13 protein-coding genes are annotated in these 15,582 nt (G+C 55.7%); all 13 read left to right on the top strand.

Annotated features, from left to right (window positions below; all coding sequences use genetic code 11):
* Window positions 1-593 precede the first annotated feature (593 nt).
* The 13 genes from ilvI to murG all read left to right on the top strand — a co-directional run bounded on the left by ilvI (window position 594) and on the right by murG (window position 15,512).
* Window positions 594-2,318, top strand: a complete 1,725-nt coding sequence (gene ilvI / locus NIM72_RS15300; protein WP_253421075.1) for an acetolactate synthase 3 large subunit — start codon at window positions 594-596, stop codon at window positions 2,316-2,318.
* 2 nt (window positions 2,319-2,320) lie between these two features.
* A complete protein-coding gene (ilvN, locus tag NIM72_RS15305; RefSeq protein ID WP_009092152.1) occupies window positions 2,321-2,812 on the top strand; it encodes an acetolactate synthase small subunit in 492 nt (163 codons plus the stop codon).
* A gap of 196 nt (window positions 2,813-3,008) precedes the next feature.
* Window positions 3,009-4,019, top strand: a complete 1,011-nt coding sequence (gene cra, locus NIM72_RS15310) for a catabolite repressor/activator (protein WP_013356758.1) — start codon at window positions 3,009-3,011, stop codon at window positions 4,017-4,019.
* A gap of 494 nt (window positions 4,020-4,513) precedes the next feature.
* On the top strand, window positions 4,514-4,972 hold the full coding sequence (mraZ, locus tag NIM72_RS15315) for a division/cell wall cluster transcriptional repressor MraZ (protein ID WP_009092149.1): 459 nt from the start codon (window positions 4,514-4,516) through the stop codon (window positions 4,970-4,972).
* Between the two features lie 2 nt (window positions 4,973-4,974).
* Window positions 4,975-5,916, top strand: a complete 942-nt coding sequence (gene rsmH / locus NIM72_RS15320) for a 16S rRNA (cytosine(1402)-N(4))-methyltransferase RsmH (protein WP_222924567.1) — start codon at window positions 4,975-4,977, stop codon at window positions 5,914-5,916.
* Window positions 5,913-6,233: a cell division protein FtsL gene (gene ftsL / locus NIM72_RS15325; RefSeq protein ID WP_003854764.1), complete on the top strand. Its 321-nt coding sequence runs from the start codon at window positions 5,913-5,915 to the stop codon at window positions 6,231-6,233. The genes rsmH and ftsL overlap by 4 nt, the downstream gene beginning before the upstream one ends.
* Window positions 6,234-6,249: 16 nt before the next feature.
* A complete protein-coding gene (locus NIM72_RS15330; RefSeq protein ID WP_013356760.1) occupies window positions 6,250-8,019 on the top strand; it encodes a peptidoglycan glycosyltransferase FtsI in 1,770 nt (589 codons plus the stop codon).
* Window positions 8,006-9,493, top strand: a complete 1,488-nt coding sequence (murE, locus tag NIM72_RS15335) for a UDP-N-acetylmuramoyl-L-alanyl-D-glutamate--2,6-diaminopimelate ligase (RefSeq protein ID WP_161731632.1) — start codon at window positions 8,006-8,008, stop codon at window positions 9,491-9,493. Before NIM72_RS15330 ends, murE begins: the two co-directional genes overlap by 14 nt.
* Window positions 9,490-10,848: a UDP-N-acetylmuramoyl-tripeptide--D-alanyl-D-alanine ligase gene (gene murF, locus NIM72_RS15340; protein WP_161731630.1), complete on the top strand. Its 1,359-nt coding sequence runs from the start codon at window positions 9,490-9,492 to the stop codon at window positions 10,846-10,848. Before murE ends, murF begins: the two co-directional genes overlap by 4 nt.
* Window positions 10,842-11,924, top strand: coding sequence for a phospho-N-acetylmuramoyl-pentapeptide-transferase (mraY, locus tag NIM72_RS15345; RefSeq protein ID WP_013356763.1), 1,083 nt, complete (start codon window positions 10,842-10,844; stop codon window positions 11,922-11,924). Before murF ends, mraY begins: the two co-directional genes overlap by 7 nt.
* Before the next feature lie 2 nt (window positions 11,925-11,926).
* Complete coding sequence (gene murD / locus NIM72_RS15350; protein ID WP_161731628.1) at window positions 11,927-13,243, top strand: UDP-N-acetylmuramoyl-L-alanine--D-glutamate ligase; 1,317 nt, start codon at window positions 11,927-11,929, stop codon at window positions 13,241-13,243.
* The gene (ftsW, locus tag NIM72_RS15355) at window positions 13,243-14,457 is read left to right on the top strand and encodes a cell division protein FtsW (protein ID WP_222924564.1); all 1,215 of its coding nucleotides are present in this window, start codon (window positions 13,243-13,245) and stop codon (window positions 14,455-14,457) included. The genes murD and ftsW overlap by 1 nt, the downstream gene beginning before the upstream one ends.
* Window positions 14,454-15,512: an undecaprenyldiphospho-muramoylpentapeptide beta-N-acetylglucosaminyltransferase gene (gene murG, locus NIM72_RS15360; protein ID WP_161731624.1), complete on the top strand. Its 1,059-nt coding sequence runs from the start codon at window positions 14,454-14,456 to the stop codon at window positions 15,510-15,512. The genes ftsW and murG overlap by 4 nt, the downstream gene beginning before the upstream one ends.
* Window positions 15,513-15,582 lie beyond the last annotated feature (70 nt).

Genomic DNA, 15,582 nt, shown 5'->3' on the forward strand with positions numbered 1-15,582 from the left:
AACAGCGCGTCAGTTGCGGCGGAAGCGAACATTGTCAGAATGCACTCTTTTACGGGCTGGTTGATGATTTATTTAATTGAAAGTAAAAGGTTTTATTGGTCTTTTGTCCAGCGGCGTCACAGGATTTATCACCTGCCGGTTAGCATAATCGAATGCGCTTGCGTGATTTACTGGTTAATTACGCCAGAAAAGAAAAGTGTCAGGCGATTGTGGGCTATTGCAGGCGGTAATAAGTTTTCGTTATTTCTTATATCACGCTGAAAATAATTTCTTACTTAGCATTTTCGTCTGCGGTTCTGCGACGTAATTAGTTTAATCCGCGCAGCCAATTCTTATCAGGCAGAGCCTTTACGTCCCGGCCTTTTAATTTACGCGGGTTTGTGGTTTGCCTGCCCGGTTAACTGCGGTTATGGTAATTGACCTACTCTCATAACAATGAACTCAACAGATTTCTCTGTAACAGGACAGCGGCACATGTTTTCGCTGTCGTGCATAAACATAAGATTTTGATTGGCAAAGCAGGCACCAGGGCAACGTGTTACGCACCAACGGGCGTAGTAACCGGGCCGGGTCCTCAAGCCTGGAGGCAGAAGATGGAGATGTTGTCAGGAGCCGAAATGGTCGTCCGTTCGTTAATCGATCAGGGCGTTAAGCAGGTATTCGGTTATCCGGGTGGCGCAGTCCTGGATATCTATGATGCGCTGCAAACCGTCGGGGGTATCGATCATATTCTGGTGCGCCATGAGCAGGGCGCAGTGCATATGGCTGACGGCCTGGCACGCGCCACTGGCGAAGTCGGCGTGGTGCTGGTCACCTCAGGACCGGGTGCAACCAATGCGATTACCGGTATCGCTACCGCCTATATGGACTCGATTCCGCTGGTGATTCTGTCGGGTCAGGTTCCTTCGTCGCTGATTGGCTATGACGCCTTTCAGGAGTGCGACATGGTCGGCATCTCTCGTCCGGTGGTGAAGCACAGCTTCCTGGTAAAAAGCACCGAAGAGATCCCAACCGTGCTGAAAAAGGCGTTCTGGCTGGCCTCCAGCGGACGTCCGGGACCGGTGGTGATCGACCTGCCAAAAGATATTCTGAACCCGGCCAATAAACTGCCTTATCACTGGCCAGAGTCAGTGAGCATGCGCTCTTATAACCCGACTATTCAGGGTCACAAAGGGCAGATTAAGCGTGCGCTGACGACGCTGCTGGCTGCGAAAAAGCCGGTGATCTACGCGGGTGGCGGTGCCATTACCGCAGGCTGCGAAGCGGAACTGTTACAGCTGGCTGAGAGCCTGAATATTCCGGTAACGACCTCGCTGATGGGCCTGGGCGCGTTTCCGGGTACCCATCGTCAGTGCGTTGGTATGCTGGGTATGCACGGTACCTATGAAGCCAACATGACGATGCACAATACCGACCTGATTTTTGGTATTGGTGTTCGCTTCGATGACCGCACCACCAACAATCTGGCGAAATATTGTCCCAACGCCACGGTGATGCATATCGATATCGACCCGACCTCTATCTCCAAGACGGTATCGGCGGATGTCCCGATTGTGGGTGATGCAAAACAGGTGCTGCAGCAGATGCTGGAGTTGCTGGCGCAAAGCGACACTCTATCGCGCGCTGAGAGCCTGCACGAGTGGTGGCAGGCAATTGAGGGCTGGCGCAGTCGTCACTGTCTGGCGTTTGATCGCACCAGCGACAAAATCAAGCCGCAGGCCGTGATTGAAACTATCAGCCGTCTGACCAAAGGCGATGCGTACGTCACGTCGGATGTAGGACAGCATCAGATGTTTGCGGCGCTCTATTATCCTTTCGACAAACCGCGCCGCTGGATCAACTCTGGCGGTCTCGGCACCATGGGCTTCGGTCTGCCCGCAGCACTTGGCGTGAAGATGGCGCTGCCAGAAGAGACCGTCATCTGTGTAACAGGCGATGGCAGTATCCAGATGAACATTCAGGAGCTCTCTACCGCGCTGCAGTACGATCTGCCGGTGCTGGTGCTGAACCTGAATAACCGGGTGCTGGGCATGGTGAAGCAGTGGCAGGATATGATCTATTCCGGTCGTCACTCCCAGTCTTATATGGAATCGCTGCCTGACTTCGTGCGTCTGGCGGAAGCTTATGGACATGTCGGCATCGCGATTGAGCACCCGGCTGAGCTGGAAGAGAAGCTGACGCTGGCGCTGGAAACGCTGGCGAAAGGACGTCTGGTGTTTGTGGATGTCACCGTTGACGGTAGCGAGCACGTTTACCCGATGCAGATTCGCGGTGGCAGCATGGATGAGATGTGGTTAAGCAAAACGGAGAGGACATAATTATGCGTCGCATTTTATCAGTTCTGCTGGAGAACGAATCCGGCGCATTATCCCGTGTCGTCGGTCTGTTTTCGCAGCGCGGCTATAACATTGAAAGCCTGACCGTGGCACCGACCGACGATCCGACACTGTCGCGGATGACCATTCAGACAGTGGGCGATCAGAAGGTGCTGGAGCAGATTGAAAAGCAGCTGCACAAGCTGGTGGATGTGTTGCGTGTCACCGAGCTGGGGCAGGGCGCCTATGTTGAGCGCGAAATCATGCTGGTGAAGATTCAGGCCAGCGGTTATGGCCGTGAAGAGGTGAAGCGTAACGCCGAGATCTTCCGCGGTCAGATTATCGACGTGACGCCGACGCTGTACACGGTTCAGCTGGCAGGCACCAGTGACAAACTGGACGCCTTCCTGAATAGCGTTCGCGAGGTTGCCGAAATTGTTGAAGTGGCACGCTCCGGTATCGTGGGCGTTTCACGTGGCGATCGCATCATGCGTTAATCACGCTGCGTCACCATCGATCCTTACCTAACCCGGCGAAATGCCGGGTTTTTTTATTTTTTATGCGCCAGGCGGGTTACATTCAGAAAAGCGGTTGCTCCGCGCACTTTTCTGCTGTTAGATGATAGTCATAAGTTATCCATAGCTTAACTGCGGCTATTTTTGCCGTTAAAGCGGATTTGATGGTGGGGTTATCGTGAAACTGGATGAAATTGCGCGTCTGGCAGGCGTATCGCGCACCACGGCCAGTTATGTGATCAATGGCAAGGCGCGGCAGTATCGTGTCAGCGACAAAACCGTTGAGAAAGTCATGGCGGTGGTACGTGAGCATAATTATCACCCTAATGCGGTGGCTGCCGGGCTGCGCGCCGGGCGAACGCGCTCTATTGGGTTAGTCATTCCCGATCTGGAAAATACCAGCTATACCCGTATTGCGAACTATCTGGAGCGACAGGCGCGTCAGCGCGGCTATCAGTTGCTGATTGCCTGTTCTGAAGATCAGCCTGATAACGAAATGCGCTGCATTGAACATCTGTTACAGCGGCAGGTCGATGCGATAATCGTCTCTACCTCGTTACCGCCAGAGCATCCCTTTTATCAGCGGTGGATCAACGATCCCCTGCCGATTATCGCGTTAGACCGCGCGCTGGATCGTGAACATTTCACCAGCGTAGTGGGTGCCGATCAGGATGATGCACAGACGCTGGCCGCTGAATTGCGTCAGCTTGAGGTTAAAAATGTGCTGTTCCTTGGCGCGTTACCTGAGCTCTCAGTGAGTTTTCTGCGGGAGATGGGGTTCCGCGATGCCTGGAAAGACGATCCCCGCCCGATTGACTATATCTACTGCAACAGCTTCGAACGTACAGCCGCTGCGGCGCTGTTTGAAAAATACCTGGAAGATCACCCGATGCCGGAGGCGCTGTTTACCACCTCATTTGGTCTGCTGCAGGGTGTCATGGATGTGACGCTGAAACGTGACGGAAGACTGCCGACCGAGCTGGCCATTGCCACGTTTGGCGACCACGAATTACTGGACTTTCTTGAGTGTCCGGTCCTGGCGGTAGGGCAGCGTCATCGTGACGTAGCAGAGCGCGTACTGGAATTAGTTTTAGCCTCTTTAGATGAACCCAGAAAACCGAAACCGGGTTTAACCCGCATTCGTCGTAATTTATACCGTCGCGGACAATTAAGCAGAAAAGTTAAATGAGTAACGGGCAGTATTACGCTGCCCGCCCATTTTATTTCCGTAATGTACTGATTAAATAAACAGGTCGACGTAAAAAAGCGTAAATTCTGCTCATCAAATCTAACAAAGTCGAAAGGCTTATTTTTATTATCTGCTTACAACTTCAACAAACTTCCTGCCCCGTCTGGCCTGAAGCTGCTGTGCTTCCTTTCGGAAATCCCCTAAAATGCCGCCGCTGTCTCAGAAACTACGATAAATATTCAGCGCTTCACATTGTTTCATTTTTAGTCATTTTTGCCCGGATCCTTATTTTTATTCAGGTATTCATTGGCTTAATTTTTATATTCCTTTTTTATTCGTTTATATCGTCGCCAGAAATTAATTTTGCGCTCTGTAAAGAGTGTTATTCAACTACCGCTCCGGCTTGACAAGGATTTCATGGGATCCTTAAACTCGTTTCGTGGTAAAAAGTGGGATAAAGTGGCGTAAATGGGTGACCAGGAGGAGAGACTGGCATGTTCCGCGGAGCAACGTTAGTCAATCTCGACAGCAAAGGGCGGCTCGCCGTACCCACGCGATATCGCGATTTGCTGATTGGGGAGTCTCAGGGGCAGATGGTCTGTACCATCGACCTCCACCAGCCATGCCTGTTGCTTTATACCCTGCCCGAATGGGAAATCATTGAAAAAAAGCTGGCACGCCTTTCCAGTATGAATCCACTTGAGCGTCGCGTGCAGCGTTTGCTGCTGGGACATGCCAGTGAATGTCAGATGGACAATGCAGGCCGCCTGCTGCTGGCAAATACGCTTCGGCAGCATGCAAAATTAACCAAAGAAGTGATGCTGGTTGGACAGTTCAACAAGTTTGAGCTGTGGGATGAACAGACCTGGTATCAACAAGTCAGGGACGATATTGACGCAGAACAGTCGGCTCAGGAGCCTTTATCTGAGCGGTTGCAGGACTTGTCGCTATAGCTATGCAGGAAAATTTTAAACATACCACCGTACTGTTGGATGAGGCGGTTAACGGCCTCAATATCAGGGAAGACGGTATTTACATCGACGGTACTTTTGGCCGTGGTGGTCACTCACGCCTGATTCTTTCGCAACTGGGAGAGAAGGGAAGGCTGATCGCTATCGATCGCGATCCGCAAGCTATCGCCGCTGCTGCGGAGATCACCGACCCGCGTTTTTCAATTATTCATGGCCCTTTTTCCGCACTGGCAGAGTATGCCGCTGAACGGGATTTAGTCGGAAAAATTGACGGCATTTTACTCGATCTGGGGGTTTCATCACCGCAGCTGGATGATGCCGAACGCGGCTTCTCCTTTATGCGTGACGGACCGCTAGATATGCGCATGGATCCTTCGCGCGGTCACTCCGCCGCAGAATGGTTGCTGCACGCGGAAGAAGCGGATATCGCTTTCGTCCTGAAGACCTACGGTGAAGAACGATTCTCTAAACGTATTGCCCGGGCCATTGTCGAGCGCAATCGTGAACAGCCGATGACTCGCACCCGTGAGCTGGCTGAAGTCATCTCTGTCGCCATGCCCGTGAAAGATAAGTTTAAGCATCCGGCTACACGCAGCTTCCAGGCAATTCGTATCTGGATTAACAGCGAACTGGAAGAGATCGATATTGCGCTGAAAGGGGCGGTTGAGGTGCTGGCACCACAAGGTCGCCTCTCTGTCATCAGCTTCCATTCACTGGAAGATCGACTGGTGAAGCGCTTCATGCGCGATCAGAGTCGCGGGCCACAGGTGCCTGCCGGGATACCGATGACTGAACAGCAGCTGCGAGCCCTGGGCGGGCGTGAACTGAAGCTGCTTGGCAAGATGTCGCCAGGTGACGCTGAAGTCTCTGAGAATCCACGTGCGCGCAGTTCGGTATTACGTATCGCGGAGAAAACCGACGCATGATCGGCAATGAGCGCCACAGTCTGCCCGCCGTCATCGGCGGGGATTTGCTGCGAAAAGGCAAGATTCCGGTGCTGTTGCTGATCGCTGTGGTGGTGTCTGCCGTGCTGGTGGTCACCACCACCCATAAAACACGCCTGCTTACCGCGCAGCGCGAACAGCTGGTGCTGGAGCGTGATGCGCTGGATATTGAGTGGCGCAACCTGATTCTGGAAGAGAATGCGCTGGGCGACCATAGCCGGGTTGAACGCATCGCCACCGAGAAGCTGCAGCTGCAGCACGTTGATCCTTCACAAGAAAATATCGTGGTGCAGAAATAAGGATTTCAGATAGCGAATGAGCGGCACAGGCAGAACGCTGAAGTTAAAGAAACCGGAAGATAAAGCCAGCTTTGTAAGCTGGCGTTTTGCGTTGCTGTGCGGCTGTATTTTACTGGCGCTGGGCGGTTTGCTGTCGCGTGTGGCCTGGCTGCAGGTGATCAATCCGGGCAAGCTGGTGAAAGAGGGCGATCTGCGCTCGCTGCGTGTTCAGGCTGTGCCGACTTCACGCGGGATGATCAGCGATCGCGCTGGCCGCCCATTGGCAGTCAGTGTACCGGTTAATGCCATCTGGGCTGATCCAAAAGAGCTGCATGCCGGTGGTGGCGTAACGCTGGACAGCCGCTGGAAAGCGCTGTCTGATGCGCTCTCTATTCCGCTTGATCAACTGGCGGCCCGCGTCAATGCCAATCCTAAAGGCCGCTTTGTCTATCTGGCGCGCCAGGTCAATCCGGCCATCGGTGAATACGTCAAAAAACTCAAACTTCCCGGTATTCATCTGCGCGAAGAGTCGCGTCGTTACTACCCTGCCGGGCAGGTGACCTCCCATCTGATTGGCTTTACCAATATCGACGGCCAGGGCATTGAAGGCATTGAAAAGAGCTTTGATAAATGGCTGACCGGTGCGCCGGGCGAGCGGACGGTACGCAAAGACCGTTATGGTCGCGTTATTGAAGATATCTCGTCAGTGGACAGCCGCGCCGCCCATAACCTGACTCTGAGTATTGATGAGCGCTTACAGGCGCTGGTCTACCGGGAACTGAATAATGCGGTGGCCTTTAACAAAGCGGAATCGGGCACCGCGGTGCTGGTGGATGTGAATACCGGTGAAGTGCTGGCGATGGCCAACAGTCCGGCTTACAACCCAAATAATCTCACCAACACGCCTAAAGATCTGATGCGTAACCGCGCAATTACCGACATCTTCGAGCCGGGTTCTACCGTGAAGCCGATGGTGGTGATGACCGCGCTGCAGCGCGGCGTGGTCAGAGAGAATAGCGTCCTGAATACCGTGCCGTACCGGGTCAATGGTCATGAGATCAAAGATGTGGCGCGCTACAACGAATTGACCCTGACAGGGGTTTTACAGAAGTCGAGTAACGTCGGTGTTTCACGTCTGGCGTTAGCGATGCCTTCCTCAGCGCTGGTAGAAACTTACGCGCGCTTTGGACTGGGCAAACCGACCAATTTGGGGCTGGTCGGGGAAAGCAGTGGCTTATACCCTAAAAAACAACGGTGGTCTGACATAGAGAGGGCCACCTTCTCTTTCGGCTACGGGCTAATGGTAACGCCGTTACAGTTAGCGCGAGTCTACGCAACGATTGGCAGCTATGGCATTAATCGCCCGCTGTCGATTACCAAAGTGGATCCGCCCGTCGCGGGACAACGCGTTTTCGATGAGTCACTGGTGAAAACCGTGATGCACATGATGGAAAGCGTGGCGCTGCCCGGTGGCGGTGGCGTTAAAGCGGCAATCAAGGGTTATCGCATTGCGATAAAAACCGGTACGGCGAAAAAAGTCGGGCCGGATGGACGCTACGTCAATAAATATATTGCTTATACCGCAGGCGTGGCGCCTGCCAGTCATCCCCGATTCGCGCTGGTGGTGGTGATCAACGATCCCCAGGCCGGCAAGTATTACGGCGGTGCGGTTTCTGCACCGGTGTTTGGTGCCATCATGGGCGGCGTACTGCGCACCATGAACATCGAGCCGGACGCATTACCGACGACCAATGACAGGAATGAGTTGGTGACTAACAGAAGTGAGGAATCAAGTGACAGATCGTAACCTGCGCGACTTACTCGGCCCCTGGGTGCCAGGTGCGCCGGCGCGCCCACTGCGCGACATGACCCTGGATAGCCGCATGGCGGCGTCTGGCGATCTGTTTGTCGCGGTTGCAGGCCATCAGGTCGATGGACGCCGTTTCATTCCGCAGGCGATTGCGCAGGGCGTCGCCGCCGTAGTGGCTGAAGCTGAGGATGAAGCGACCGACGGCGAAATCCGTGAGATGCACGGCGTACCGGTTATCTATCTGGCGCAGTTGAATCAGCGCCTTTCAGCCTTAGCAGGCCGCTTTTACCAGCAGCCGGGCGAGAAGCAGACGCTGATTGGCGTCACCGGCACCAACGGTAAAACCACGACTACCCAACTGCTGGCGCAGTGGGCGACGCTGCTGGGTGAGACCAGTGCGGTGATGGGCACCGTCGGCAACGGGCTGGTGGGGCACTTAGTCGCCGCAGAAAATACGACCGGTTCAGCAGTGGACGTTCAGCATACGCTGCACGAACTCGCTGAAAAAGGAGCGACCCTGACCGCGATGGAAGTCTCGTCACACGGTCTGGTGCAGCATCGCGTTGCAGCACTGCCGTTTGCCGCTGCGGTCTTCACCAACCTCAGTCGCGATCACCTCGATTACCACGGTGACATGCCGGGCTATGAGTCGGCCAAATGGCTGCTGTTTTCTGAGCATCAGGTTGGACAGGCGATTCTTAACGCTGATGATGAAGTTGGTCGTCGCTGGCTGGCGCGCTTACCTGATGCGGTTGCCGTCACCATGGAGGATAACCTTCAGCCGGGCTGCCATGGCCGCTGGCTGAAAGCCGATGCGGTGGAGTATCACGACAACGGTGCGCATATCCGTTTCAGCTCAAGCTGGGGCAACGGTGAAATCGACAGCCCGCTGATGGGTGCGTTCAACGTCAGTAATCTGCTGCTGGCACTGGCGACCCTGCTGTCACTGGATTATCCACTGGCGACGCTGGTCAGTGTTGCACCACGGTTACAGCCGGTTAACGGGCGTATGGAAGTCTTCAGCGCTGCAGGAAAACCGACGGTCGTAGTGGATTATGCCCACACGCCGGATGCGCTGGAAAAAGCGCTGGAAGCGGCACGTCTGCACTGCAAAGGAAAACTCTGGTGCCTGTTTGGCTGCGGCGGGGACCGTGACAAAGGCAAACGCCCGTTAATGGGTGCGATTGCTGAGCAATATGCGGATGTGGTGGTGATCACCGACGACAATCCGCGTAGCGAAGATCCGCAGGCGATAGTAAAAGACATTCTGACTGGTTTGCTCGAACCGGGCCGCGCCCGCGTGGTATCGGGTCGTGCGCAAGCGGTCACTAACGCCATTATGCAGGCACAGCCTGACGATATCGTGCTGGTGGCGGGTAAAGGCCATGAAGATTATCAGATCATCGGCAACCGTCGTCTCGACTACTCCGATCGTGCCACAGTAGCGGCACTGCTTGGAGGCGCAGCATGATTCCGGTTTCATTAAAGACCCTGGCGGAAATTACCGGCGGCACGCTGCACGGCAGCGATTTAACCCTGAATGATGTGACCACCGATACCCGCAAAGTGACGGCGGGCAGCCTGTTTGTCGCGCTGGTGGGCGAACGCTTTGATGCCCATGACTTCGCCGTAGATGCCATTGCTAGTGGCGCACAGGCGCTGCTGGTCAGTAAGCATTTACCTGTCGCCGTGCCTCAGGTGGTGGTTGAGGATACCCGGGTTGCCTTTGGCCGACTGGGTGCCTGGGTTCGTCAGCAGTCGACCGCCCGCGTAGTCGCGCTGACCGGCTCTTCCGGCAAAACCTCGGTTAAAGAGATGACCGCAGCGATTCTGCGTCAGTGTGGCGAGACGCTCTACACCTCGGGCAATCTCAACAACGATTATGGCGTACCGATGACGCTGCTCCGCCTGACCGCAGAACATCAGTACGCGGTTATCGAGCTGGGTGCTAATCATCAGGGCGAAATCGCCTACACCACTGACCTGGTTAAACCGGAAAGTGCACTGGTGAATAATCTGGCCGCGGCACACCTGGAGGGCTTTGGCTCACTGGCCGGTGTCGCTAAAGCGAAAGGTGAGATCTTTCAGGGTCTGCCGGCTCACGGCATTGCAATTCTCAACGAGGAGAGCAACGACTGGCCAAACTGGCAGACCACGCTGCAGGACAAAACCGTGTGGCGCTTCTCGCCGCAGGCGGCTGAGTGTGATTTCTCCGCCCGGGATATCCGCATTGCGCAGGATGGCACCCATTTTGTGATGAACACACCGCGTGGCACAGCTGAGATCGTATTACCGTTGCCGGGTCGTCATAACATCGCTAACGCTCTGGCGGCGGCGGCACTGGCTCTGTCGGTAGATGCGCCGCTTAGCGCCGTTCAGCAGGGACTGAAAAACCTGCAGTCGGTGCCAGGTCGCCTGTTCCCGGTACGTCTCTCTGCGCATCAACTGCTGCTGGATGACAGCTACAACGCTAACGTCGGATCGATGACCGCCGCCGTCCAGGTCCTGTCAGAGATGCCTGGTTACCAGGTGCTGGTCGCGGGTGATATGGCGGAACTGGGTGAAGAGACTGAAAAATGCCACCGCGAAATTGGCGAAGCGGCACGCGAAGCAGGCCTTGACCGCGTACTGACCTGTGGAAAATTCAGCCAATTCATCAGTGAAAGCAGTGGCGTTGGTGAACATTTCAGCGATAAGACGGCGCTGACTGAACGTTTACGAGAATTGTTGTCCCAACACTCAGAAATTACCGTCCTGATAAAAGGTTCACGTAGTGCCGCCATGGAGCAGGTAGTACAGAGCTTAAAGGAGAAAGGAACATGTTAGTTTGGCTGGCCGAGCATCTGGTCGCTTTTTATTCGGGCTTTAACGTCTTTTCCTATCTGACGTTTCGCGCCATTGTCAGCCTGCTGACCGCACTATTTATCTCACTCTGGATGGGGCCGCGCCTGATCGCCTGGCTGCAGAAATTACAGATTGGCCAGGTCGTCCGTAACGATGGCCCGGAATCGCACTTCAGTAAGCGCGGGACGCCTACCATGGGCGGCATCATGATTCTGACCTCCATCACCATTTCTGTGCTGATGTGGGCCTATCCGTCGAACCCCTATGTCTGGTGCGTGCTGTTCGTGCTGGTCGGCTTTGGCATCATCGGCTTTGTCGATGACTACCGTAAAGTGGTGCGCAAAGACACCAAAGGCCTGATCGCCCGCTGGAAATATTTCTGGATGTCGGTGATTTCGCTGGGTGTGGCGTTCGGACTCTATGCGGCGGGCAAAGATACCCCCGCGACTCAACTGGTCGTGCCGTTTTTCAAAGACATCATGCCGCAGCTTGGCCTTTTTTATGTGCTGCTTGCCTACTTTGTGATCGTCGGAACGGGTAACGCGGTCAATCTGACCGATGGCCTGGATGGGCTGGCGATTATGCCAACCGTCTTTGTCGCTGCGGGCTTCGCGCTGGTTGCCTGGGCAACCGGTAATGTGAAGTTTGCTGAATACCTTCATATTCCCTATCTGCGTCACGCCGGTGAGCTGGTGATTGTCTGTACCGCTATCGTCGGGGCAGGGCTGGGCTTCCTGTGGTTCAACACCTATCCGGCTCAGGTCTTTATGGGCGACGTCGGCTCGCTGGCTTTAGGCGGCGCGCTGGGCACTATCGCGGTGTTACTGCGTCAGGAATTTTTACTGGTGATCATGGGCGGCGTATTTGTGGTTGAAACGCTGTCGGTGATCCTGCAGGTGGGATCGTTCAAGTTGCGCGGCCAGCGTATTTTCCGCATGGCGCCGATCCATCACCACTATGAACTTAAGGGCTGGCCGGAACCGCGCGTTATCGTGCGCTTCTGGATTATTTCGCTAATGCTGGTGCTGATTGGCCTGGCCACGCTGAAGGTGCGTTAATCATGGCTGACTATCGGGGTAGAAAAGTCGTCATCATCGGACTGGGCCTTACCGGGCTCTCCTGTGTTGATTTCTTTTTAGCGCAGGGCGTCACGCCTCGCGTGATGGATACCCGTGTCTCGCCGCCGGGACTGGATAAATTACCCGGGCAGGTTGAACGCCATCTGGGCGGCATTAATGGTGACTGGTTACTGGCGGCCGATCTGATTGTTGCCAGCCCAGGCGTCGCGCTGGCGCATCCGATTCTCAGCGAAGCGGTTGAAGCCGGAATTGAAATCGTCGGTGACATTGAGCTGTTCTGCCGCGAGGCGCAGGCACCCATCGTGGCAATTACCGGTTCCAACGGCAAAAGCACCGTGACCACGCTGGTGGGTGAGATGGCGAAAGCCGCAGGCTGGCAGGCCGGCGTCGGCGGCAATATTGGTCTGCCCGCGCTGAGTCTGCTGCAATCACCGGCCCAACTCTATGTACTGGAACTTTCCAGCTTCCAGCTTGAGACTACGCACAGCCTGAAAGCGGCTGCGGCAACCGTGCTTAACGTTACCGAAGATCATATGGATCGCTATCCGCTGGGTATGCAGCAGTATCGTGCTGCCAAGCTGCGGGTCTATGAGAATGCGCAGATCTGCATCGTTAACGCCGATGATGCGCTGACGATGCCAGTACGTGGTGCGGATAAGCGCTGCGTCAGTTTTGGTGTCGATTTCGGCGACTACCACCTCAACAAGCAGCAGGGCAGTATCTGGCTGCGGGTAAAAGGCGAGAAAGTCCTGAACACCGCTGAAATGAAGATGGTGGGACAGCACAACTACACCAACGCGCTGGCGGCGCTGGCGCTGGCTGATGCGGTGGGGCTGCCACGCGCCTCCAGCCTCGCGGCTTTAACGCACTTTAACGGTCTGGCGCATCGCTTCCAGCTGGTCCATGAACACCAGGGTGTGCGCTGGATTAATGACTCCAAAGCGACCAACGTCGGCAGCACCGAAGCGGCGCTGAATGGTCTGCAGGTAGAGGGAACGCTATGGCTGCTGATGGGCGGTGATGGTAAGTCAGCCGACTTTACGCCGCTGATCCCCTGGCTGCAGGGCGACAATGTGCGTATCTACTGTTTTGGCCGCGACGGCGATGCGCTGGCAGCGCTGCGTCCTGAGATCGCCGTACGCACGGAGACGATGCGTCAGGCGATGGAGCAGATCGCGCCGCAGGTCAAAGCAGGCGATATGGTTCTGCTGTCGCCGGCCTGCGCCAGCCTTGACCAGTTCCGTAACTTTGAGCAGCGCGGTGAGCAGTTCGCGCAACTGGCGAAGGAGCTGAGCTGATGCGTATTCCTGGCGCCGGACTGGCGGGTTACTTCTCAGGACGCCTGAAAGACTGGGTGATGGGCGCTCGCGAAAGTGATGACTCATCGCTGGTGCTTTATGACCGCACACTGTTATGGCTGACGCTGGGCCTGGCGGTAATTGGTTTTGTGATGGTGACGTCGGCGTCAATGCCGGTAGGTCAGCGTCTGAATGACGATCTTTTCTACTTCGCCAAACGTGATGCGTTTTACATCGTGCTGGCTTTAGGTATGGCGCTGGTCACGCTGCGGGTGCCGATGGATTTCTGGCAGCGCTACAGCAACGTGATGCTGATGGTCACGGTGGCGATGCTGCTGATTGTTCTGGTCGTCGGCAGCTCGGTTAACGGTGCCTCGCGCTGGATCGCGCTCGGGCCGCTGCGTATCCAGCCTGCGGAGCTGTCGAAGCTCTCCCTGTTCTGCTATCTCGCCAGCTACCTGGTGCGCAAAGTGGAAGAGGTGCGAAACAACTTCTGGGGCTTCTGTAAGCCGATGGGCGTGATGGTCGTGCTGGCTGTGTTACTGCTGGCGCAGCCGGACCTGGGTACGGTGGTGGTGCTGTTTGTCACTACGCTGGCGATGCTGTTCCTGGCCGGTGCCAAACTGTGGCAGTTCATGGCGATTATCGGCTCCGGTATTTTTGCGGTAATCCTGCTGATTATTGCCGAACCTTATCGTATGCGTCGTGTGACCTCGTTCTGGAACCCGTGGGAAGATCCGTTTGGTAGCGGCTACCAGCTGACGCAGTCTCTGATGGCATTTGGTCGCGGGGAATTCTGGGGGCAGGGGCTCGGTAACTCGGTGCAAAAGCTGGAATATCTGCCGGAAGCGCATACCGACTTTATTTTCGCCATCATCGGGGAAGAACTCGGCTATGTCGGTGTGGTAATGGCACTTTTAATGGTATTCTTCGTCGCTTTTCGTGCGATGTCGATTGGCCGTCGTGCTCTGGAACTGGATCAGCGTTTTTCCGGGTTTTTAGCCTGTTCAATCGGTGTCTGGTTCAGCTTCCAGGCGCTGGTTAACGTCGGGGCTGCCGCCGGTATGTTACCGACCAAAGGCCTGACCTTACCGCTGATCAGTTACGGTGGTTCGAGTCTGATCATTATGTCGACCGCCATCGTCTTTTTATTACGCATAGATTATGAAACGCGCCTGGCGAAAGCGCAGGCGTTTACCCGAGGTGGTCGATGAGCGGTAAGCGATTGATGGTGATGGCAGGCGGAACCGGTGGACATGTCTTTCCCGGTCTGGCTGTCGCCCATCATCTGATGGAACAGGGCTGGCAGGTTCGCTGGTTAGGCACCGCCGACCGTATGGAAGCCGATCTGGTGCCAAAACATGGCATCGACATCGACTTCATCCGCATCAGCGGGTTACGCGGGAAAGGCATGAAAGCGCTGCTGCTGGCACCGCTGCGCATCTTCAATGCATGGCGTCAGGCGCGTCGCATCATGAAAGCCTGGCAGCCGGATGTGGTGCTGGGCATGGGCGGCTACGTTTCTGGTCCTGGCGGCTTAGCGGCGTGGAGCTGTGGTATTCCTGTGGTGCTGCATGAGCAGAATGGGATCGCCGGGCTGACCAACAAATGGCTGGCGAAAATCGCCACCAAAGTTTTGCAGGCGTTTCCGGGCGCGTTTCCCGCCGCCGATGTGGTGGGAAATCCGGTTCGTACTGATGTTCTGGCTCTGCCTTTGCCCGCGCAACGTCTGGCGGATCGTCATGGCCCGATTCGGGTACTGGTGATTGGCGGCAGTCAGGGTGCGCGGATTCTGAACCAGACGCTACCGCAGGTTGCGGCGCTGGTGGGTGATGAGATCACCCTGTGGCATCAGACGGGTAAAGGGGCACAGCCCGAAACAGAGAAAGCGTATCAGCAGGTCGGACAGACGCAGCATAAGGTCACTGAGTTTATAGATGACATGGCTGCCGCCTACGCCTGGGCTGATGTGGTGGTATGTCGCTCCGGCGCATTAACCGTGAGCGAAGTCGCTGCCGCCGGATTACCGGCGATTTTCGTGCCGTTTCAGCACAAAGATCGCCAGCAGTACTGGAACGCGCTGCCGCTGGAGAAAGCGGGCGCCGCCAGAATTTTTGAGCAGCCGCAGTTTACTGCGGAGGCTGTAGCGGATCTGCTACGCCACTGGGATCGCGTAACACTGCTGACGATGGCTGAGCAGGCCCGTCAGGTGGCGATTCCCGATGCGACTGAACGAGTCGCTCAGGAAGTGGCTCGCGCCGCAAAGTAATCATTCCGGTCAGCGTGTCTGACCTGTACCCCGAGTGGGTACAAACTGAAATAGCAGGTAACTGAGAGCG

Origin of the sequence: Pantoea sp. B550 (assembly GCF_024158165.1) — a bacterium.
In the GTDB taxonomy this organism is placed as follows: Bacteria; Pseudomonadota; Gammaproteobacteria; order Enterobacterales; family Enterobacteriaceae; genus Pantoea; species Pantoea alfalfae.

Excerpts from the sequence above, each read along its gene's own strand:
- ilvI (WP_253421075.1), top strand. The coding sequence starts at position 594 with ATGGAGATGTTGTCAGGAGCCGAAATGGTCGTCCGTTCGTTAATCGAT.
- ilvN (WP_009092152.1), top strand. The coding sequence starts at position 2,321 with ATGCGTCGCATTTTATCAGTTCTGCTGGAGAACGAATCCGGCGCATTA.
- mraZ (WP_009092149.1), top strand. The coding sequence starts at position 4,514 with ATGTTCCGCGGAGCAACGTTAGTCAATCTCGACAGCAAAGGGCGGCTC.
- rsmH (WP_222924567.1), top strand. The coding sequence starts at position 4,975 with ATGCAGGAAAATTTTAAACATACCACCGTACTGTTGGATGAGGCGGTT.
- ftsL (WP_003854764.1), top strand. The coding sequence starts at position 5,913 with ATGATCGGCAATGAGCGCCACAGTCTGCCCGCCGTCATCGGCGGGGAT.
- NIM72_RS15330 (WP_013356760.1), top strand. The coding sequence starts at position 6,250 with ATGAGCGGCACAGGCAGAACGCTGAAGTTAAAGAAACCGGAAGATAAA.
- murF (WP_161731630.1), top strand. The coding sequence starts at position 9,490 with ATGATTCCGGTTTCATTAAAGACCCTGGCGGAAATTACCGGCGGCACG.
- mraY (WP_013356763.1), top strand. The coding sequence starts at position 10,842 with ATGTTAGTTTGGCTGGCCGAGCATCTGGTCGCTTTTTATTCGGGCTTT.
- murD (WP_161731628.1), top strand. The coding sequence starts at position 11,927 with ATGGCTGACTATCGGGGTAGAAAAGTCGTCATCATCGGACTGGGCCTT.
- ftsW (WP_222924564.1), top strand. The coding sequence starts at position 13,243 with ATGCGTATTCCTGGCGCCGGACTGGCGGGTTACTTCTCAGGACGCCTG.
- murG (WP_161731624.1), top strand. The coding sequence starts at position 14,454 with ATGAGCGGTAAGCGATTGATGGTGATGGCAGGCGGAACCGGTGGACAT.